Below are 20,812 nucleotides of genomic sequence, written 5' to 3'. Positions count from 1 at the left end.
ATGTTTTAATTATTCTGGAGCTTGCCCACCTTTTACAGTTATACCCATAGAACGTGCAGTTCCAGCAACCATTTTCATAGCAGATTCAACAGTAAAACAGTTCATGTCCGCTAACTTGTCTTCAGCAATAGCTCTCACTTGATCCCAAGTAACAGTACCAACTTTTTGACGGTTTGGCACACCTGATGCTTTTTTCAATTTCGCAGCTTCCATTAACTGAACAGCAGCTGGTGGAGTTTTAATTACGAAATCAAATGATTTGTCTTGATACACCGTAATAACAACTGGTAACACTGCACCTTGTTTTTCTTGTGTACGTCCATTAAATTGTTTACAAAACTCCATGATGTTAACACCTGCAGCACCTAAAGCCGGCCCTACTGGTGGCGAAGGATTTGCTTGTCCTCCTTTAACTTGAAGTTTTACAACTTTTTCAATTTTTTTTGCCATTTTTTTAATTCTTAAAATTAAGCGTTATGTGGAAGCAGCCTAAATTTTCTACTTTTAATTTGTTGATTGATTATGCAATCTTTTCAACTTGGTTAAAACTTAACTCAAGTGGTGTTTTACGTCCGAAGATTAAAACCATCACTTCAAGTTTGCGTTTGTCTTCAATGATTTTCTCAACCGTTCCGTTGAAGCCATTGAATGGTCCGTCGATTACTTTTACATTTTCACCTACAATGTAAGTTACTCCAAGATTTGTATCAACATTTTCTGCTAATTCGTCAACTTTACCTAACATTCGGTTAACTTCCGATTGTCTCATTGGTACAGGATCACCTCCTTTGGTTGCACTCAAAAAGCTAATTACACCAGATGTATTCTTTACCATGTGAGGTATTTCTCCCACAAGCTCAGCTTCTATCATGATGTAGCCAGGAAAATGTACTTTTTCCTTTTGATATTTTTTACCGTTGCGGATTTGAATCACTTTTTCCATAGGAACAACAATTTGTCCTACATAATCATTCAAATTTTGGTACTGAATTTCTCTTTCAATATAATCTTTAACTTTCAGCTCTTGTCCAGCTACAGTCTTGATTACATACCATTTCTTTTCACTCATGATTCTAATTACTAAACGGGATATTATATAAACTAAAAAGCGCCGTAGATAAAGTTAAGCACTTGTGTGAATAATGTATCTACCGCATATAAAAATATAGCTAACAGAACTGTAGCTATTGCAACAATAATAGTGTCTCTTTGTAAATCAGAAAAAGATGGCCATGTTACATGTTCTTTAAACTCTACAAAGGATTCTTTTACATATTGTACGATTTTCATATCGTTTTCATTTAGCACGGGCACAAGGATTCGAACCCTGATCAACGGTTTTGGAGACCGCTATTCTACCATTGAACTATGCCCGTAGAATAAAAAGAGTGGTAATCATTGAAGATTACCACATCTTCTATATTATTGATTGACTATAATTAGTCTAAAATTTCAGTTACCTGACCTGCACCAACTGTACGTCCACCTTCACGGATTGCGAAACGTAAACCTTCGTTTAATGCAATTGGTTGTAATAATTCAACTGTAATAGTTAAGTTATCTCCTGGTAAAACCATCTCAACACCTTCTGGTAAGTTAATTTCCCCTGTTACGTCAGTTGTACGTACGTAGAACTGTGGACGGTAACGGTTGTGGAATGGAGTGTGACGACCACCTTCTTCTTTAGTTAAGATATAAACCTCAGCTTTGAATTTTTTGTGTGGCTTAACAGATCCTTGTTTACAAATAACCATACCACGACGGATTTCTGTTTTCTCAACACCACGTAATAATAAACCTACGTTATCACCAGCTTCACCTCTATCTAAGATTTTACGGAACATTTCAACCCCAGTTACAGTAGAAGTTAATTTTTCTTCTCCCATACCTACGATATCAACTGGATCACCAGAGTTAATAACACCAGCCTCGATACGTCCTGTTGCAACAGTACCACGACCTGTAATAGAGAATACATCCTCTACTGGCATTAAGAATGGTTTGTCAGAGTCACGTACTGGTTCTTCAATCCAGTTATCAACTTCTTCCATTAAATGCAATAAAGCATCAACCCATTTTTGTTCTCCATTTAATGCACCTAAAGCAGATCCTTGAACAACTGGAGTGTTATCTCCATCGTACTCGTAAGAAGACAATAAATCTCTTACTTCCATCTCTACTAATTCTAATAACTCAGCATCGTCAACCATATCTACTTTGTTTAAGAAAACAACGATACGAGGAACGTTTACTTGGCGACATAATAAGATGTGCTCACGAGTTTGAGGCATTGGTCCATCAGTAGCAGCAACTACCAAGATACCACCATCCATTTGAGCAGCTCCTGTAACCATGTTCTTTACGTAATCCGCGTGACCTGGACAGTCAACGTGCGCGTAGTGACGGTTAGCAGTTTCATACTCTACGTGAGATGTATTAATTGTAATACCACGCTCTTTCTCCTCTGGAGCATTATCGATTTGATCGAAAGCTTTTGCTTCTGAAAAACCAGCATCAGCTAATACTTTAGTAATTGCTGCAGTTGTAGTGGTTTTACCGTGGTCAACGTGACCAATAGTACCAATATTTAAGTGCGGCTTATTACGGTTGAAAGTTTCCTTTGCCATTTTACTTTTTATTAATTTCTATTGTTATACTTAAATTTAAAAAAAATAACTTTTAATTATTTCAAGTGCAAAAATACACTTTTTAATTTATATAAAGGTATTTATTTTTGATTCGCCAACCTTAGATTAAATAAGTTTCAACAACTACTTACAAAGATTAACTACACTAGCGAACTAGAATTTGAGCGGGAAACGAGACTCGAACTCGCAACATTCAGCTTGGAAGGCTGACGCTCTACCAATTGAGCTATTCCCGCATTCACTTCTAAAAAGCTTTGCAAATTTAAAGATTAAATCCTAAACCACAAAACTTTTAAAAATTAAGTTTGTGGGGAGAGCAGGATTCGAACCTGCGAAGGTGAAACCAACGGATTTACAGTCCGTCCTCGTTGGCCGCTTGAGTATCTCCCCGCCTTACTTTTTGTTCTTATAAAAAAACTTAGAGCCGATAGAGGGACTCGAACCCACGACCTGCTGATTACAAATCAGCTGCTCTAGCCAGCTGAGCTACATCGGCATTATTTATTTATAAAAGACTTATTTTAAAAGAACAGCCCGTTAAAATTGTTTGTTTAACGGACTGCAAATTTACGCTGTTTTTTGAATTAACCAAATTTTTATGATTTTTTTTTAGCTAATTCTTCAATTTTTATCGATCGCTAATTTTTTTTTTTTTCTGATAATTAATTTTTTCAATGTATCTACCGACAAATCAATACATTCCTCAAAAGACTGTCCAGTTTTACTCACAACGATATCATCTCCGGGTACTTCTAATTTGATATCAACTGTCTTGTTGTTTTTTTCTGCAGTATTCTCTAATTTAAAAGAAACGTTTGCTGCAATGATTTTGTCTGACAAAGTTTCTAATTTTTCTAATTTTTTTTCTAAATACTCCTCTAAACCTTGTTTAGTGTTGAAGTTTACTGCTTGAAAGTTAATTGTCATAATTACTCTTTTTTGTTCTCACGTGGGTGAGCTTTGTTAAACACTTTTTTTAAATTTTCTATACTTCCATGTGTATAAATTTGAGTCGATGACAAACTTGAATGCCCTAAAATATCTTTCACTGCATTCAAATCTGCTCCAGAATCTAACATATGGGTCGCAAATGAATGCCTCAACATATGAGGACTTTTTTTATGTTTTACACTTATAAGACTAAGGTAATATTTAACTTTGGAATAAACAAGATTATCATACAAAGGTTTTCCTTTTTCTGTTACAAAAACATTTGTACATTGTAGGGTAATTTCGTTATGTTTTCGTGTATTGTAAATTGCTAAATCTTCTAACAAAAAAGTTGAAATCGGAATTATACGTTCTTTGTTTCTTTTTCCTAAAACTTTAATAGAGAGCGTAGCTGGATCAATGTCATTTTCTTTCAAACCTATCAATTCGGCACGTCGAATACCTGTTTGATACATCACATCAATCATCAAACGATCTCTTACTCCTTCAAACGTATCAGGAAAGAATTCATCATTATTCAACAAATCATTTAATTCTGTCTGTGTAAATGGAACCAGCACTTGTTTATTTTGCTTGAGAGAATGTATTTGTTCAATTGGGTTAATCGTTAAATGACTTTCCTTGATTAAATATTTATAAAACGTGCGCAGCGCGCTTAATTTGCGATTTACTGTTTTCTCCGACTTCTGTAATTCGGATAAGTACATTACAAATGCACGAATATGATTTTTGGTTGCGTGTTGAATTTCAGATGAATCTTCTTCTTGTTGATAAAACTCAACAAAATCATCTAAATCTCTTTTGTAACTTGTAATTGTTAGCGTAGAATAGTTTTTCTCGAGCGCTAAATAATCTAAGAATAGTTGAATTAATTCCATAAAAAAACCTATTCATCAAAGTTACAACTTTAATAAATAGGTCAATAGAAATTAATTCTTTATATTGTTTAAAACAGCTTTTTACGCTTCTTCTTGTGCCAATAAAGATTGTTTGTAGATTGCTCTACTCATCTTAATTCTGTTTGAAACAGAAGGTTTTGTAAATTGTTGACGTGCTCTTAGCTGACGTACAACACCTGTTTTATCAAATTTTCTTTTGTATTTTTTTAGAGCTCTTTCGATTGACTCTCCGTCTTTTACTGGTATAATCAACATAATTTTATCTATTTCTTTTTGAGATGGCAAATATACAACTCTTTAGTAATTAAACAAATCCTTTTGCATTAATCTTTCAAAATATTTCTTCCAATAACTAATTTTTGGATTTCAGTTGTTCCTTCTCCAATTGTACATAACTTAGAATCTCGGTAAAATTTTTCTACTGGAAAATCTTTTGTATAGCCGTATCCTCCAAATATTTGTACCGCTTCGTTCGATATTTTAACACAAGCTTCCGATGCATAATATTTTGCCATAGCACCTTCTGTTGTCATTGGTTTTTTGTGATTTTTTAGATAAGAAGCTTTGCGAATTAATAATTCAGAAGCTTCAATTTCAGTTACCATTTCAGCTAATTTGAAATTAATTGCTTGGAAATTGGCAATTGCAGTTCCAAATTGGTGACGCTCTTGTGCATATTTTAAAGCAGCTTTATACGCTCCTTTTGCAATACCTAAGGATAAAGCCGCGATAGAAATTCGACCACCATCTAAAATTTTCAATGCTTGTTTGAAACCATCTCCTACATTTCCTAAACGATTAGCATCAGAAACACGTACGTTATCAAAGATTAATTCTGCTGTTTCAGAAGCACGCATACCTAATTTATTTTCTTTTTTACCTGAAGTAAAACCTGGTGTTCCTTTTTCGATAACAAAAGCTGTTGCATTATTTTTAGCTCCTTTTTCTCCTGTACGTGTCATCACAACTGCTACATCTCCAGAAATGGCGTGTGTAATAAAGTTTTTTGCACCATTGATTACCCATTCATCACCATCTTTAACAGCTGTTGTTGACATTCCTCCTGCATCAGATCCTGTATTGTGCTCTGTTAATCCCCAAGCTCCAATCCATTCTGCTGTTGCTAATTTTGGTAACCATCGTTGTTTTTGTTCTTCGTTTCCGAATTCTAAAATATGATTTGTACAAAGTGAGTTGTGCGCAGCTACAGACAATCCAATAGAAGGGTCGACTTGTGAGATTTCATCTACAATCGATACATATTCATCATAAGACAATCCGCTTCCTCCGTATTCTTCTGGAACAACAATTCCCATGAATCCCATTTTTCCAAGTTCTTTAAAAACTTCTACAGGAAAAGTTTGAGCTTCATCCCATTCCATAATATTAGGCTGAATGTATTGTTTTGCAAAATCTCTTGCAGACTGTGCGATTAATGATAAATTTTCATTTTCTAAGAAATCCATTTTTTTGAGTTTTATTATTTTTTTATGACTTAGCTTCAAAAGTAATAAATTTCTATTAAGTGAAAAGTTTTTCTTTTACGATTATTTTTATTCATTAAAAATAATTGACTCTCAGCGGTTTTAATTTAAAAAAAACTGAATTAACTACAAATGTTTAAAGTCATTTTAAAAAATGATTTTAAACATTTTAATTCGGACAGATTAATCCGAGATTTGTTGTCAGAAATTAAAAAACAATGATTATGAAAAAAGGACTTATACTATTGGGAGCAATCTTAACTTCAGCAATTTCATTTGGTCAAGAAGCAGGAGAGTTGCATATGCGTGTTAGAGCAACAGGTGTAGTTCCTGTAGAAGATGCTAAAATTGAAGCTATAGGTGGAAATGTAGCTGTTACGAATAATGTTATTCCTGAAATTGACTTTACGTATTATATTACGAAAAATCTTGCAGCCGAATTAATATTAGGAACGTCTAAACATGAAGTTGTTGCTGTAAATACGGCATTAGGAAATTTAGATTTAGGTCGTGTAATGTTACTTCCTCCTACTGTAAATGTGCAATACCATATGTATCCTACAAAAAATTTAAAACCTTATATTGGAGCTGGAATTAACTATACAATTTTCTACGACGAAGGTGCAGGAAAAGGTAGAAATGCAGCTGTAACAAGTGTTGATTATGAAAATAAAGTAGGCTTCGGATTTCAATTAGGATTTGATTATAAAATCAATGATAAATTATATTGGAACGTGGATGTTAAAAAATTATATTTAAACACAGATGTAACAGTTGGAGCTGCTTTGGATCAACAAGTTTATGTGCCAGCAGATGTAGATCTTAATCCTTGGTTAATCAGTACTGGTATTGGGTTCAAATTATTCTAAAATCGACCTTTTATATATATATTATGATTTTTTAAAAATAAAGAAAAATCAAAAAGAGAAGCAATTGCTTCTCTTTTTTTATTTAAATTATCTCTCTACCCTTTTATCTTCTATTTGATTGATTCGAAAATATTCTCGAACCGAAACAAAAGTAGGTTCTATATGCACCAACACATCTTTTACTTGAGGCATTTTTGCTTGAACAGCATCTTTTAGATCATGGCTAATTTTATGTCCTTCTACAACTGAAATAGAGCCATCTACAATCGCATGTAAATCCACATAATAATTCATTCCGTTCTTACGAACATTACATTTTTCGGTCGCCATAACACCTGGTACATGTAAGGCTATTTCACGAATTTGTTCAATTTCATCTTCATACAATTGTTCATCCATAATTTCGCCCAAAGCAGGACGAAGAATTTTATATGCATTATATAAAATGAACGTTGATGCAAAAAGTGCTGCTACATCGTCTGCAGCTTCCCAACCTGGTCCCATCACCAAAGAAATCGAGATTCCGATAAATGCCATTAGCGAAGTTATCGCATCTGATCGATGGTGCCAAGCATCCGCTTTTAAAGAAGAACTATTGGTCTCGACACTTTTTCGCATCACATATTGAAACGATAATTCTTTAAACAGTATAATTCCTCCAAGAACTAATAACGTAAAAGGTTTGGGTTGATGATGTGGTGTAATAATATTTGTAATACTCTCCTTCGCAATAATAATCGCAGAAACAATCAGAAAAGTAACCACTAAGAATGTAATTAACGCTTCAGCTTTTCCGTGTCCATACGGATGATTTTCATCTGCTGGTTTAGCTGAATACTTCAGCCCAAAGAATACAAATATTGATGAAAAAACATCTGCCGAAGATTCGATAGCATCTGCAATAAGCGCGTATGAATTTCCAAAATAACCAGCCAAAAACTTAATTCCAGCCAAAGAAGCATTTCCTACAATACTAAAAATCGAAGCTTTGATTGCTTTTTCCGAATTATCATTCATACCAAAAAAATAAGCCCTACAAATGTAAGGCTTATTCTAAATTTATTTCTTAAAAATTTATTTTGCTAAGAAAGGGTATTTATAATCTGTCGCAGGAACTAATGTTTCTTTGATAGTTTGAACAGAAGTCCAACGTAACAAGTTCATTGCAGATCCAGCTTTATCATTTGTACCAGAAGCACGTGCTCCACCAAATGGTTGTTGCCCAACTACAGCTCCTGTTGGTTTGTCGTTGATGTAGAAGTTTCCACAAGCATTTTTCAATGCATTAGATGCGATTCCCACAGCAGCACGATCTTTCGAGAAGATAGAACCTGTTAAAGCATAAGCAGAAGTTTCGTCTACTAATTTTAAAGTTGCTTCAAATTCATTTTCATCATATACATAAACAGACAATACAGGTCCGAAGATTTCTTCTACCATTGATTCGTATTGAGGATTTGTTACTTTGATTACTGTTGGTTGAACAAAGTATCCTACAGAATCGTCATACGTACCACCAATTACAACTTCAGCTTCAGAAGATGCATGTGCACGATCAATATATGCTTTTGATTTTTCGAAAGAATTTTTATCAATAACAGCAGTCATGAAATTAGAGAAATCTTCAGGAGAACCTAATGTCACAGTTGCTAACATTTCTTTCATTTGTTTTTCTACCTCGTTCCATAAATTAGAAGGGATGTAAGCACGAGAAGCTGCAGAACATTTTTGTCCTTGGTATTCGAATGCTCCACGAACTAAAGCTACAGCAACTTCTGTTGCACAAGCAGATTTGTGAACCATAACGAAATCTTTTCCTCCTGTTTCTCCTACAATACGAGGGTAAGTTCTATAATTATTAATATTATCACCAATTTGTTTCCATAAAGTATTGAAAACTTTTGTTGAACCTGTGAAGTGTAATCCAGCAAAATCTTTGTGCTCTAAAACTGTTTTTGCAGTTTCTGCTCCATCAGTTAAAATCATATTGATTACACCATCTGGTAAACCAGCTTTTTTGAACACTTCCATAGTCACTTTAGCAGCTAAAGTTTGTTTATCTGAAGGTTTCCAAACAACAACATTCCCCATCAAAGCCATACAAGAAGGTAAGTTACCAGCAATTGCAGTAAAGTTGAAAGGAGTGATAGCGAATGTAAATCCTTCTAATGGACGATAATCTACGCGATTCCATACTCCCGGAGAAGAGACTGGTTGATCTGCATAAATTTCTGTCATATACTGTACATTGAAACGTAAAAAGTCGATTAACTCACAAGCTGAATCAATTTCTGCTTGCATCGCATTTTTAGATTGTCCAATCATCGTTGCAGCATTTATTTTTGCACGGTAAGGACCAGCAATTAAATCTGCAGCTTTTAAGAAAATTGCCGCTCTATCTTCCCAAGGCATTGCAACCCAAGCTTCTTTTGCAGCTAACGCTGTATCTATCGCTTTTCTTACATCGTCTTGAGTTCCTTCGTGGAAATAACCAACCACTTTTTGGTGATCGTGTGGAGGACGAATTTCTTTTTTATTTCCTGAAAAAATCTCTTCAGAACCAATGTATTGAGGAACCTCTGTTACCTCGTTAAACATTTTTTTGTATGCGTCTAATAATTGCGCGCGCTCTGGCGTACCAGGAGCATACGATTTCACCTCTTCGTTAACAGCTTGAGGAATTTGAGCAAATGATTTTGACATTCTTATTATTTTGTTTGTTTATACTTATTCAAAGTCCAAATTTATGAAAAATAAATGAAAATTTTCAGTTTGAATAATTAACTAAATTGCCTCTTTATATTAATCTTTTTGATCCGTATCATTCTTATCTTTAGGTTGAATCACTTGTTTTTCGATATTCTCTAAATACTAAATTTGCATTTCCTGAATTTCTAATAATTTTTTGTTTTGATGAACCAATAAATGATCTATTTTTTCACTTAATAATTTTATCTCCAATTCAGCTTTCAAATTGATTTTATAATCGTGTTCAGCTCTATCCCTGTCTTTATCTTCTTGTCGATTTTGGCTCATCATGATAATCGGTGCTTGAATCGCCACTAAACAAGAAAGAATTAAATTCAATAAAATAAACGGATAAGGGTCAAATCCTTTGTTATGTAACATCCAGAAGTTAAGTAACATCCACGCTAATAAAAACACAAAAAACGCAACAATAAACGTCCAACTTCCTCCAAAAGTAGCCACATTATCAGCTATTTTTTCACCAATTGTTAATGTTTTTACTGTTTCTTCTTTGATATTTTCTGAAAGAATCGAATTATTTCGAATTGCTTCTATAACATCTTGATCCAATTTTTCCATTTCACCTATTTCTTGCGAAATCAAATTAGCAAAAAATAAACGACGATATTTATTTAGAACTTTAATTGAAACATTTTCTTCTCCGGATATAGCTGGATAATCTTGTTGAATTAATTTAAAAATTTCTTGTTGAATCTCTTTACCTTTCACAGCTTCATAGCGATGAATTGGTTTTTGTGTTACAAAACATTTCATAATAGTCTATTTGAGTCAAAAATTTTCTAACAAAAAACGCTCCTAAAATTAGAAGCGTTTACTGGATTAAAAGTTATTCGTGTAATAATCGAAATATTTACAATTTGATTTGATTTCTTGATACGCTTTCGTATCTGAATATTGTTTTAAACTCTTGAAATTAGAACGATAATTTGCCACTTTATATGCCAATATTTTATTTTCATTCGAATATTGATCTTCATACAAACGTTTCAAAACTGGATCTTTTGCATTGTAAAAACGACCTTGTTCATTCTTTGATAATGCAAACAATAGTTGCGCTTTCATCTCTTTATCCTTAGTTGCATCAAACGCTTTTTTCAAATAATTTTCTGAAGGTGTAAAATTATCAACATAATATCCACCCCAACCAAAACTTTTATAAAAGAAATTTGTTGTTGCTTCATATTCCGAATCATAATTATGATATTTTGGTCCATTCTCGTTGTTTCGATCAAATGTCAACAAATAGCGATAATACCCTAAAGTTGTTGTGTTGTAATAAAAATTTCCTAATAAATAATTTGCTTTCGCACCTTCTTCAGAATTTTTTTTCCCGATTTTATTCAATTCAATCATTGCATTCGTCAATTCTAATTTTGACATTTTAGATTTGATAAATTTGAACTCATTCAAATAAGGCGTTTCAATTACCTGATTTTCATCACAGTTAAAACATTCAATTTTATTGTACCCAAAAATCTTACTTGGAATATTATGAAAGCCATCAAATTGGTTTTCTACCCAAGTTTTTGTTTCTTTTTCTGTCGAATAATTGTAATCATACACAAAATATGAACTTTCGGAAGTATGAAATGTTGGATCTATTTTTTCGAATTCCTTCTTTGCTAAATCAAATTTCATTTCGCCCAAATAAATAGTCCCTTTGAAATCAGCTAAATAATCAGCTAATTTAAATTGAATATCCGTTGATTTTTCGGTTCTCCAATCCCATGAACTCGATTTTACTTTTGTATTGATTAAATATTTTTCGAAAGCTGTTTTATTCGTTTTCTTATCCAATTTATCCAAATCGTTGATAATCGCCCAATTCGGATTTGAACCTAATTGTGTAATTTCGTTATGAATCAAAAACGCTTTTCCTTTATCGCCTTGCAAAAAATATCGATTTGCCAAAACGTCTAAAATGACATTTTTTAGATTCATTTTTTGATTCTCACTAATAGGATATTCGTATTCATTTTCTGGTAATTTTGGGTATTCGTAATGAAGGATTGACGCATATTTTTGCATCAATTGATTCTCAAAACTATCCGTAATTTTCTTTTGTTCGAAAATTTCTAATAAAACTTGAATTACATTTTTTTGTTGTTGAAATTCTTTCGAGGTCGAATTTACTTTTGCTAAATACGTCTTCGTTTCGGTAAAATTTTTATTCAATAAATTCAAATAAGCAACCGATAAATTCCAAAATTCTTTGTTATCGGCTTTTGTAGCTTGTAATTTTGCTAAGGCAATCAACTCATTAATTTGAATTTCTTCTTTCGAATTATCAACCGAACTTCCATAATATTCATTATTCAATTTTACAGGCAAATACAAATCCGTGTATTTTTTTCGTCCTTGTGTCGAATTCCAATAATAATCTTCAGGATTTTGTTGCAAATATTGACGCTCGATTAAATTGATAGAACGCGCAAATAAAATTCGAGCTTGTGGCGCATTCACATCATTTGCAATAATTTTTTTCGCGGGTGCTAACGGATTAGAAAAGTCATTGTAACCAATCAATAGATACAAATCATTTTTCTCTTGTGTAGTTTTTGCATTTGCCAAAAGCTTCTCATAATTTAAATCTTGTGTCACGTTCATCGACTGATAAGCACTTAATTTACGGTCATTAGAATGTGAAAAAACTTCGAAAAAATCATAATTCGCTTGTACATAATTTCCGAGTGCACGTTCGGCACCACCTTTTTGATCTAACGCATAATAATACATCGAATTTTTTAGTCCCTGAGAAGCTACATACATGTTAAAATAGTTAATAGCATCTCTGTATTCATGGAAATAATGTGCAAAACGAACCAATTGATAACCATAACGCGTTTTCAATTCTTTATCTGTTTCCGCATTCCAACTCTTCTTTAGAACCTCAAGAACTTTTTTATAATTTAGATTATTAACATTTTTTTCTGGACGATCGACATACGACCACTCACCATTATCAATGTAATAAAATGCCATGTAAGGCTCTAAATATTTGGCATATGATAAATAAAGCAATTGTTGTTTATTCTTTTTTATCCAATCTGTTGTCGCAAAATTGGTTGTTGAATTGGTTGATTTTCCAGTTTTAATCATCGAATCAACTTCTTGTTTTGATGCTTTAAAAACCAATTCGTAAGCTTGTTGATATGTGATTCCTAATGTTTTTTGCCAATCTAAAATATTCTCATTTTTTTGATTTTCATCAATCGAATAATATGGATTATCCAATGTCATCAAAAAAGGTTGATATTGTGGCGCTTCGCTTAATGTTTGAGAAAAAAGATTGTAATAATAGTAATCTTCTCCTCCTCCATCAGCGCAAGCAAATGCTTGAGTTAGTCCAAAGATTAAACTTAATGATAGTACTATTTTTTTCATAGATCTTTAGGAATTGTATTTAAAAATTTTGAATCTAAATGATAATAGATCAAACGGTAATTGTCTTTTAATTTTGTATCGATAAACGACTTTGTTTCAACTAATAATTGAGGTGATATTGTTTCTACTTTAATGGTAAAACCTTTGCTCACATAAAAATTTCGAACGAAGAAATCATCTTCAACTTCGTAAAAACCTTCACGAACTTTTTTCACAGGTTTCCCTATCAAATCTTGCTCCGAAAAAGAATTGATTAACTTTATTTTTCCAAGATGATTTGTTAAAATCGCCCATGAATAAATTGGCAAAGCCACATCTAATTTGATTGGATAATCTTCTAAATTTTGTAAATAATCTTTGGCTATTTTCAAATCTAAAATTGAATTGTTTTCAGTTTGATCGGTCGGATTTTCGGTAGCATAACACATCAAAACCATTTTATCCAATGGTGGAACACCTTCTTGCTCTTTAAATTTCACTTGATGCAAACGTAAAGTGGCAGAAATTTGTTTGCCCGAAATATGTTTCAATTCAGACAAAAATGTAAAATAATTTTCTCGTGTCGATTTTGACCAATCGCAATCAATTTGAATTTCATCAAAACTTTTTAAGCTTCCTCTTTCAGCTGTTTCGTTCAAAAAATTAAACACATCTTTAGCCAATTTTTTTACTTTATCTTTGGATGTATTTAGAAAAGTTTGATTGGTAATAAAAATGGTCGGAATATAATTAACGTTAAGTTTTGTTGCATCAAAATTCTGAATAATCCCAATTGGTGAAATTTTATTTGCTTTTTTATCTACATCAAAAAAACGAATGTAAACATTCTCTACCTTTAGGTAATCGACTGTTTTTATCTCCGTTTCATTGATCGAAAAATTACTTCGCCAATAATAAAAATCTACGGGAGATTTTTTGGTTTCGGAAGTACATCCAACCAAAAAAAACAATATAGTGAGTGATAAAAATCTGAATATAAAGTTCATGTCCAAATTTAAATAGAATTATAGTGAATTCTATCGTTAATTATAGTGAAATTTTTAAATCTAAAATTTAGAAAAATTCATTTGAAGTAATTTATCTCCTCGAATTTCCTGATCCGTACCCCATCAAAATATCGTAACGTTGTCCCCAAGGTCTATAGTAAAATAAAGCTTGGTATTGGTTTTCGGTTTGCCAAAAACTTCCACTCACATAACTTGGATCTATTTTTCCTGTTTTGGTGTTTTTTACAACGTATTGGTAATTGTAATAGCCTTGTTTCAAAAATAATTCGGTTACCCAAAGTCCTGAATCATCTTTCTCTAATCTCGAATTTTCATCAATATTCCAATTATTAAAAGCTCCCACGACGTAAGGTTCATACAATCCGTTTTGATCTTCGAACGCATCTAACGCAAAATAAACCCACGAATAATCCGCTTCAGAATTCGCTGCATATTCATTTCCATAACGGTTATTTCGGATATAAAAATTACCATCAATATCTGGGTAATCATCATATGGTAAATTGTATTTCGGAAAATCTACGCGTAAAACAGTATGGTATACACTATCTTTTCTGAATGTTTTTTCGGTTGTCATACTCGGAACCTCCAAATTTTTATTATCAAACCAATTGTATTCAGCTCCTCCTTCAAAAAGTGTATTGGTATCGTTGTATGTTAATTGATTTGGACGAGAAAATGATGGTCGATTAACAAAATAACCTTCGTTCCAATTGTTATTTTTCATCAAAAATAACTTTGCTCCATCTGGAACTTCCGTCAAATTTTGAGTTCCACTTGAAACCTGAACTTGTAAGCGCTGATTCAATTCTTTTACAGTTGGATTATTAAAACGAGAAACCACCACGCCAACATCAGTAATTGGTTGATAAACGGCAAATCTTTTCGTAAAAATAGGGTTGTCATCCGTATCCAAATACACTTTCAAAATGTAATTTCCTGGTAACTTAATATTCATTTGTTCGTTCGGAAATCGAATTTGATAATTGGTATATTTTTGATAAGTATTGAACGAGTTTTTATATGTACGTGCATAATCTGCGTTTACACCATTTAGAAATTCGGATTGAAAAATATTTGATTCTGTCCAATCTGCATTTCGATGCTCGATAGAATATTGGTAACGTCTATATCCTGCATTAATATCATCAAAAAGAAAAAATAAACTTTCCTCTGAACCTAACTTGATAATTGGTGTATTGTCGTTTGTTTGTGGATTAAAAACTTGAATAGTTTTAATATTTTTTGGTGGATTAACTTCTTGATATTGTCCTAAAACAATTGTCGTTAATAAACACAGGATAATCGAATAGAATTTCATTTTCATTACTATTTTGATTGATAAAAATACAAAAAAGCGTGTGTCTTTTTACAAAGACACACGCTTATATAACTTTAAAATTTATTTTTTAGTACAAAGCAGGAAACTCATTTGGTTTTGCTTCGCGCATCAATTCATAAACCTTTTCAGTAATATCATCTACAGAAGGTTTTGAAAAATAATCTCCATCTGTCGCATAAGCAGGACGGTGAGCTTTCGCTGTAATCGTCAATGGCGCGCTATCTAATGTAAAATATCCACCTTGTTTTTCGACAATTTCTTGTAACAAAAATGCACTTGCTCCACCAGGAACATCTTCGTCAACAATTACTAAACGATTGGTTTTTGATAAACTTTTTGCAACATCTGCATTAATATCGAATGGTAATAATGATTGTGCATCAATTACCTCAACCGAAATTCCTAATTGTTCTAATTCTTTTGCTGCCTCCATTACAATTCTCCAAGTAGAACCATAAGTTAACAACGTTACATCTTGTCCTTCTTTTGTGATTTCAACTTCACCAATTGGCGTTGTAAATTCTCCAATATTTGTTGGTGCAGGTTCTTTCAGACGGTAACCATTCAGACTTTCAACCACAATTGCTGGTTCATCTGCTTGCATTAATGTATTGTAAAAACCTGCTGCTTTAGTTAGATCGCGAGGAACCAAAACATTCACACCACGAACCAAATTCAAGATTCCTCCCATCGGAGAACCAGAATGCCAAACACCTTCTAATCGATGCCCACGCGTTCTGATTATTACGGGTGCTTTCTGACCACCATTTGTACGATAAAGTACAGTTGCTAAATCATCTGAAATTCCTTGTAAACAATAAAGAATATAATCTAAGTATTGAATTTCTGCAATAGGGCGTAAACCACGCATTGCTAACCCAATTCCTTGACCAAGAATTGTTGCTTCACGAATTCCTGTATCTGAAATACGATCGATTCCATATTTCGCTTGAAGACCTTCTAAACCTTGGTTTACATCACCAATATTTCCAGCATCTTCTCCGAAAACTAATGCTTTTGGATACTTTTCGAAAAGTTTATCAAAGTTATCACGAACTATTACACGACCATCTTCTAATACTGGATTTTCTCCAAACTCAGGTTTAACTTGAGGTACATTTGTAGCTGTTCCTGAAACTAATTTTGTCGAATAAATTTCTTCCTCTTTTGCCAATTTAACTTCTAACCAAGAAATTAATTCAGCCTTTGAAGCTAAATTTTCAGAACGAGTTAAACGAATTATTTTACGAACTGCACCATAAACATCACGTTTAAATGGGCTTTTCTTCGATTTTAAATTATTAATTTCAATATTGATAAATGCTGAATTTACACTTTCTGAACCAACTTTCATTAATAAATCTAATGCTTGATTTTTCAACTCTAAAATTGGATTCAAATAATCATCCCAACATTGTTTTTGAGATTTTTTTACTTCTGCTTTTACTTCTGCTTCTAATTTATCCAACTCTTCTGCTGTAATAATTGCATCCGAATGATCTGCAAATGCTAAAATATATTCGCGGAATTTTGCTATTCCATCGTATTCTTTTTCCCAAGCTAAACGCTCTTCTGATTTGTAACGTTCGTGTGAACCAGACGTAGAGTGACCTTGTGGCTGTGTACATTCTTGCACGTGTACAATACAAGGAATATGATGCTCACGCGCAAATCTTTCTGCACGAGTATATGCTTCGATCAACGCTGGATAATCCCAAGCTTTTACAGTAATAATTTCGTAACCTCTTTCGTTTTCTGTTCTTCCAAAACCTGATAATAGTTCAGAAAGATTCGATTTTGTACGTTGAAATTTAGCTGGAACGGAAATTCCATAGCCATCGTCCCAAATAGAAACCACCATTGGCACTTGAAGAACTCCACCCGCATTTATCGTTTCCCAAAAATGTCCTTCAGATGTACTTGCATCACCAATTGTACCGAATGCAATTTCATTTCCACTTACAGAAAATTGTTGCTCTTCATCGGCTTGTGGTACATTTCTAAAATATTTTGATGCTTGTGCTAATCCTAATAAACGTGGCATTTGTCCCGCTGTAGGAGAAATATCTGCACTCGAATTTTTTTGCGTTGTTAGTTTTTTCCAAGAACCATCTTCGTTTAAAGATCTTGTTCCGAAGTGAGAAGTCATTTGACGACCTCCAGATGAAGGTTCTTTTTCTAAATCAGTTAAAGCGTATAATTGTGCGAAAAATTGTTCAACTGTTAGTTGACCAATAGCGAACATAAATGTCTGATCGCGGTAATACCCCGAACGGAAATCTCCATCTTTGAATACCTTTGCCATTGCAATTTGTGGTAACTCTTTTCCATCACCAAAAATTCCAAATTTTGCTTTCCCTGTAAGTACTTCTCTTCTTCCTAAAAGACTTACTTCACGAGACATAAAAGCCGTTCTATAATCACTAATGATTTGACTTTTAAACTCTTCGAAAGTAATTTTATTTACCTCTTTTGTTTCCATTTCTTTTGTTTGTTGCATCACAAATTTAACAAAAGATTTGTAACTTACACCATACAATTTGCGTCTAACGAATAGATTATAATTTTATATCATCCTATTAATAACACTAAAAATAAATACATGAAAAAAACTTTATTGAGTTTATGTTTTGTTTTTGCTTTTGCAAATTCATCGTATGTAATGGCTCAAACTAAAGCTGGAGGAGCAACTTTTGTAACTCAAGTAGAAGGAATAAAAGAGTACAAACTATCTAATGGTTTGCAAGTTTTATTACTTCCTGATCAATCTCAAAGTAATGTTGTCGTAAACATTGTTTACAATGTAGGTTCTAAACATGAAGGTTACGGAGAAAAAGGAATGGCGCATTTGTTAGAACATATGTTGTTTAAATCGACTAAAAACCTTGGTGATATCAAAAAAATGTTATCTGATAAAGGTGGAATAGCAAATGGAACAACATGGTATGATCGTACAAATTATTATGAAATCTTTCCTTCAAGTGATGAAAATTTACGTTGGAGTATCGAAATGGAAGCCGATCGAATGATTAATGCAACCATCAAACAAGAAGATTTAGATAAAGAGTTTTCGGTTGTTCGCAATGAATTTGAAATTGGAGAAAATAATCCTTCAAGTGTACTGATGGAACGTGTGATTTCTGCTGGATATTTATGGCACAATTACGGAAAGTCGACGATTGGTTCCAAAGAAGATATCGAACGTGTTAAAACACCTCAATTACGGAAATTCTACGAAAAATACTATCAACCTGATAATGCTACATTAATTATTGCAGGAAAGTTTGACGAGAAAAAAACAATGGATTATGTCAATCAATATTTTGCTCCAATTCCAAAACCAACTCGTGTTTTAGACGAAGTCTTAACCGTTGAACCAGCACAAGACGGTGAAAAATTTGTAGAAGTAAAACGCGCAGGTGATTCTCAATCTGTTGGCGTGATGTATCACGTTGCAGCTTACAGCGACAAAGATTATGCAGCGATTGATGTGTTGAACAATATTCTGACTTCAGATCCATCTGGGTATTTATATAAAGCTTTAGTAGACACACACAAAATTGCTTCTATTTGGGCATTTAGTCCAGAAGTTCGTGATGCGAGTTTCTTTTATATTGGAACAGAAATTCCGAAAGAGAAAAATATTGAACAAACGAAAAATGATATTCGTGCAGAATTAGATAAAGTTGCCACAATTAATTATACTGATCAAGATGTACAACGTGCAAAAGCGAATATTATCAAGAACATCGAAAATAGAAAAAATAACACCATTAATTTTGCAATTGCTTTAACCGAAATTGTTGGTGCTGGTGATTATCGCTTAGGATTCTTGTACCGCGATAATATCGAAAAAGTAACAAAAGAAGATATCAAGCGTGTTGCTGAAAAATATTTTAGAGCGAACAATAGAACGGTTGGAACATTTATTCCTACAAAAGATGAAATTCGTGTAAAACCGAATGAATTAACGAATAAACAAATTACAGAATTAGTTTCAAATTATAAAGGTCGTGCTGCAGAGAAGGAAGCAAAACCTTTCGAAGCTTCGATCAAAAATCTTAAAGCGCATTATGCAGAAGGGAAATTGAACAATGGATTAAAATACGGAATCATCGATAAAGAAATCAAAGGTGAAAAAGTTATTTTATCATTCAATTTACCTGTTTCGAATGAAAAAGATTTAGCGAATAAAGGAATTATTGGTCAATTAACGGCTGAATTGTTAATGTCTGGAACGAAGAATCTAACAAAAGAACAAATCAAAGATAAATTAGATGAGTTGAAATCTTCTGTCGGATTTAGATTTAGTGGACAAACGTTATCCGTAACAATTAATACGTACAAAAATTCATTAGACAAAACAATGGATATCGTTCGTCAAATTATTACAGAACCAACTTTCCCTCAAGCCGAATTAACAAAAACTGTAAATGAATACACCACTTATTTAGACGCTAACACTAACGATCCACAAGCTTTAGCTTTCAATGAGATTAATCGTTTAACTTCTAATTATCCAAAATCATCTATTTTTTATACTGCTTCTTTTAGTGAATTAAAAGATGAAATTAAAACTATAAAACAAACTGATTTAGTTGATTTTTATAAAAACATTTTAGGTGCGCAAAACGGAGTTGTTTCTGTCGTTGGAACTAATGATAAAGCTAAAGTTGAAAAAATACTGAGTGATACATTTGGCAAATGGAATAGTAAATCGAAATACGAAAAAGCATATCCAACGTTTACAGCAACTAAAAAAGAAGACAAAATATACAACATTGCTGACAAAGAAAATGCAGCTGCAGTTGGATCAATTAACTTCAAAATGAATCGTGAAAGTGCAGATTATGCAGCAATGGTTATGGCAAACGAAATGATTGGTAGCGGTGGATTTTTATCTGCTCGTATTCCTATGCGATTGAGAGAAAAAGAAGGTATCAGCTACGGTGCAGGTTCGTATGTTTCTATTCCAAACGATCCTAAAAACGATGTTGCTTCTTGGGGATATTACGCATTTTTGAATCCTACTAAACGTGAAGCTGTTGAAATAGCATTGAAAGAGGAAGTTGCAAAAGCATTGAAAGATGGTTTCACAGCTGAAGAATTAAAAACAAATATCGTAAGTTGGAAAAATGGACGTAACACATCTTTGGGAATGGATGGTACTTTATTAAGTTTATCGAATGGTTATTTGTTAAACGGAATTAGTTTTGATGATTTCGATAATTTAGAGAAAAAAGTTGATGCTCTGAATGTAAGTCAAGTAAATGAAGTTTTCAAAAAATACATTTCATTAGACAAATTGACTTCTGTTTACACAGGAACTTTTGATAAAAAATAACTTTAATCATACTCATTTCAAAAAAAGCTTCAGATGAATAGACTGCACCCAAAAGTTTGGACAGATTAAAAATTAATAATTATAAAAATGAGTTCGATATTGTATCGGGCTCATT

Annotated in this window: 17 protein-coding genes and 4 tRNA genes; 2 read left to right on the top strand and 19 right to left on the bottom strand. The window is 32.9% G+C overall.

The genetic code is table 11. From position 1 onward, the window contains the following. Nucleotides 1-9 precede the first annotated feature (9 nt). The 12 genes from rplK to IF125_RS01110 all read right to left on the bottom strand — a co-directional run bounded on the left by rplK (nt 10) and on the right by IF125_RS01110 (nt 5,964). Nucleotides 10-450 (bottom strand): 50S ribosomal protein L11, encoded by a 441-nt coding sequence (gene rplK / locus IF125_RS01165; protein ID WP_019974310.1) that lies wholly within the window; start codon nt 448-450, stop codon nt 10-12. 70 nt (nt 451-520) lie between these two features. Beyond that, nucleotides 521-1,069, bottom strand: a complete 549-nt coding sequence (gene nusG / locus IF125_RS01160; RefSeq protein ID WP_171622820.1) for a transcription termination/antitermination protein NusG — start codon at nt 1,067-1,069, stop codon at nt 521-523. Nucleotides 1,070-1,101: 32 nt separating this feature from the next. Then, nucleotides 1,102-1,290: a preprotein translocase subunit SecE gene (gene secE, locus IF125_RS01155; RefSeq protein WP_171622821.1), complete on the bottom strand. Its 189-nt coding sequence runs from the start codon at nt 1,288-1,290 to the stop codon at nt 1,102-1,104. Between the two features lie 15 nt (nt 1,291-1,305). Continuing rightward, nucleotides 1,306-1,376, bottom strand: a tRNA-Trp gene (locus IF125_RS01150). 63 nt (nt 1,377-1,439) lie between these two features. Further along, nucleotides 1,440-2,627: an elongation factor Tu gene (tuf, locus tag IF125_RS01145; protein ID WP_171622822.1), complete on the bottom strand. Its 1,188-nt coding sequence runs from the start codon at nt 2,625-2,627 to the stop codon at nt 1,440-1,442. Nucleotides 2,628-2,811: 184 nt separating this feature from the next. Next, nucleotides 2,812-2,884 (bottom strand) — tRNA-Gly (locus tag IF125_RS01140). 72 nt (nt 2,885-2,956) lie between these two features. Further along, nucleotides 2,957-3,038 (bottom strand) — tRNA-Tyr (locus tag IF125_RS01135). A gap of 32 nt (nt 3,039-3,070) precedes the next feature. Further along, nucleotides 3,071-3,144: transfer RNA gene (locus tag IF125_RS01130), tRNA-Thr, on the bottom strand. A 125-nt stretch (nt 3,145-3,269) separates the two neighbouring features. Beyond that, entirely contained in the window at nt 3,270-3,575 is a 306-nt protein-coding gene (hpf, locus tag IF125_RS01125) for a ribosome hibernation-promoting factor, HPF/YfiA family (protein WP_225541237.1), read from the bottom strand. A 2-nt stretch (nt 3,576-3,577) separates the two neighbouring features. Next, a complete protein-coding gene (locus IF125_RS01120) occupies nt 3,578-4,477 on the bottom strand; it encodes a tyrosine-type recombinase/integrase (protein WP_171622824.1) in 900 nt (299 codons plus the stop codon). Nucleotides 4,478-4,558: 81 nt separating this feature from the next. Further along, complete coding sequence (rpsU, locus tag IF125_RS01115; RefSeq protein ID WP_171622825.1) at nt 4,559-4,753, bottom strand: 30S ribosomal protein S21; 195 nt, start codon at nt 4,751-4,753, stop codon at nt 4,559-4,561. Between the two features lie 68 nt (nt 4,754-4,821). Continuing rightward, complete coding sequence (locus tag IF125_RS01110) at nt 4,822-5,964, bottom strand: acyl-CoA dehydrogenase family protein (RefSeq protein ID WP_171622826.1); 1,143 nt, start codon at nt 5,962-5,964, stop codon at nt 4,822-4,824. Nucleotides 5,965-6,206: 242 nt separating this feature from the next. Between IF125_RS01110 and IF125_RS01105 the strand changes: the two genes are divergently transcribed. Further along, complete coding sequence (locus IF125_RS01105) at nt 6,207-6,851, top strand: OmpW/AlkL family protein (protein ID WP_171622827.1); 645 nt, start codon at nt 6,207-6,209, stop codon at nt 6,849-6,851. An 87-nt stretch (nt 6,852-6,938) separates the two neighbouring features. Here the strand turns inward: IF125_RS01105 and IF125_RS01100 are convergent, their stop codons facing one another. The 7 genes from IF125_RS01100 to IF125_RS01070 form a co-directional block, all read right to left on the bottom strand. Then, nucleotides 6,939-7,868, bottom strand: coding sequence for a cation diffusion facilitator family transporter (locus tag IF125_RS01100; protein WP_225541236.1), 930 nt, complete (start codon nt 7,866-7,868; stop codon nt 6,939-6,941). A gap of 57 nt (nt 7,869-7,925) precedes the next feature. After that, complete coding sequence (gene pruA / locus IF125_RS01095) at nt 7,926-9,554, bottom strand: L-glutamate gamma-semialdehyde dehydrogenase (protein WP_225541235.1); 1,629 nt, start codon at nt 9,552-9,554, stop codon at nt 7,926-7,928. Nucleotides 9,555-9,722: 168 nt separating this feature from the next. After that, the gene (locus tag IF125_RS01090; RefSeq protein ID WP_225541234.1) at nt 9,723-10,373 is read right to left on the bottom strand and encodes a DUF1003 domain-containing protein; all 651 of its coding nucleotides are present in this window, start codon (nt 10,371-10,373) and stop codon (nt 9,723-9,725) included. Nucleotides 10,374-10,439: 66 nt separating this feature from the next. Next, nucleotides 10,440-13,004 (bottom strand): hypothetical protein, encoded by a 2,565-nt coding sequence (locus IF125_RS01085; protein WP_225541233.1) that lies wholly within the window; start codon nt 13,002-13,004, stop codon nt 10,440-10,442. After that, entirely contained in the window at nt 13,001-13,990 is a 990-nt protein-coding gene (locus IF125_RS01080; RefSeq protein ID WP_225541232.1) for a hypothetical protein, read from the bottom strand. The genes IF125_RS01085 and IF125_RS01080 overlap by 4 nt, the downstream gene beginning before the upstream one ends. 91 nt (nt 13,991-14,081) lie before the next feature. Continuing rightward, entirely contained in the window at nt 14,082-15,338 is a 1,257-nt protein-coding gene (locus IF125_RS01075; protein WP_225541231.1) for a type IX secretion system plug protein, read from the bottom strand. 82 nt (nt 15,339-15,420) lie between these two features. After that, nucleotides 15,421-17,835: an alpha-ketoacid dehydrogenase subunit alpha/beta gene (locus tag IF125_RS01070; RefSeq protein ID WP_225541230.1), complete on the bottom strand. Its 2,415-nt coding sequence runs from the start codon at nt 17,833-17,835 to the stop codon at nt 15,421-15,423. Nucleotides 17,836-17,955: 120 nt separating this feature from the next. On the opposite strand from IF125_RS01070, the gene IF125_RS01065 reads away from it, so the two are divergent. Beyond that, complete coding sequence (locus IF125_RS01065) at nt 17,956-20,697, top strand: M16 family metallopeptidase (RefSeq protein WP_225541229.1); 2,742 nt, start codon at nt 17,956-17,958, stop codon at nt 20,695-20,697. The last annotated feature ends 115 nt before the right edge of the window (nt 20,698-20,812 follow it).

Source organism: Empedobacter stercoris, from assembly GCF_020281205.1.
GTDB lineage: Bacteria > Bacteroidota > Bacteroidia > Flavobacteriales > Weeksellaceae > Empedobacter > Empedobacter stercoris.
This window is presented reverse-complemented; position numbering and strand designations above follow the sequence as displayed.

Bases quoted from the DNA above. Each gene is read 5' to 3' on its own strand.
- rplK (WP_019974310.1), bottom strand. From the start codon at position 450: ATGGCAAAAAAAATTGAAAAAGTTGTAAAACTTCAAGTTAAAGGAGGA.
- nusG (WP_171622820.1), bottom strand. From the start codon at position 1,069: ATGAGTGAAAAGAAATGGTATGTAATCAAGACTGTAGCTGGACAAGAG.
- secE (WP_171622821.1), bottom strand. From the start codon at position 1,290: ATGAAAATCGTACAATATGTAAAAGAATCCTTTGTAGAGTTTAAAGAA.
- tuf (WP_171622822.1), bottom strand. From the start codon at position 2,627: ATGGCAAAGGAAACTTTCAACCGTAATAAGCCGCACTTAAATATTGGT.
- hpf (WP_225541237.1), bottom strand. From the start codon at position 3,575: ATGACAATTAACTTTCAAGCAGTAAACTTCAACACTAAACAAGGTTTA.
- IF125_RS01120 (WP_171622824.1), bottom strand. From the start codon at position 4,477: ATGGAATTAATTCAACTATTCTTAGATTATTTAGCGCTCGAGAAAAAC.
- rpsU (WP_171622825.1), bottom strand. From the start codon at position 4,753: ATGTTGATTATACCAGTAAAAGACGGAGAGTCAATCGAAAGAGCTCTA.
- IF125_RS01110 (WP_171622826.1), bottom strand. From the start codon at position 5,964: ATGGATTTCTTAGAAAATGAAAATTTATCATTAATCGCACAGTCTGCA.
- IF125_RS01105 (WP_171622827.1), top strand. From the start codon at position 6,207: ATGAAAAAAGGACTTATACTATTGGGAGCAATCTTAACTTCAGCAATT.
- IF125_RS01100 (WP_225541236.1), bottom strand. From the start codon at position 7,868: ATGAATGATAATTCGGAAAAAGCAATCAAAGCTTCGATTTTTAGTATT.
- pruA (WP_225541235.1), bottom strand. From the start codon at position 9,554: ATGTCAAAATCATTTGCTCAAATTCCTCAAGCTGTTAACGAAGAGGTG.
- IF125_RS01090 (WP_225541234.1), bottom strand. From the start codon at position 10,373: ATGAAATGTTTTGTAACACAAAAACCAATTCATCGCTATGAAGCTGTG.
- IF125_RS01085 (WP_225541233.1), bottom strand. From the start codon at position 13,004: ATGAAAAAAATAGTACTATCATTAAGTTTAATCTTTGGACTAACTCAA.
- IF125_RS01080 (WP_225541232.1), bottom strand. From the start codon at position 13,990: ATGAACTTTATATTCAGATTTTTATCACTCACTATATTGTTTTTTTTG.
- IF125_RS01075 (WP_225541231.1), bottom strand. From the start codon at position 15,338: ATGAAAATGAAATTCTATTCGATTATCCTGTGTTTATTAACGACAATT.
- IF125_RS01070 (WP_225541230.1), bottom strand. From the start codon at position 17,835: ATGGAAACAAAAGAGGTAAATAAAATTACTTTCGAAGAGTTTAAAAGT.
- IF125_RS01065 (WP_225541229.1), top strand. From the start codon at position 17,956: ATGAAAAAAACTTTATTGAGTTTATGTTTTGTTTTTGCTTTTGCAAAT.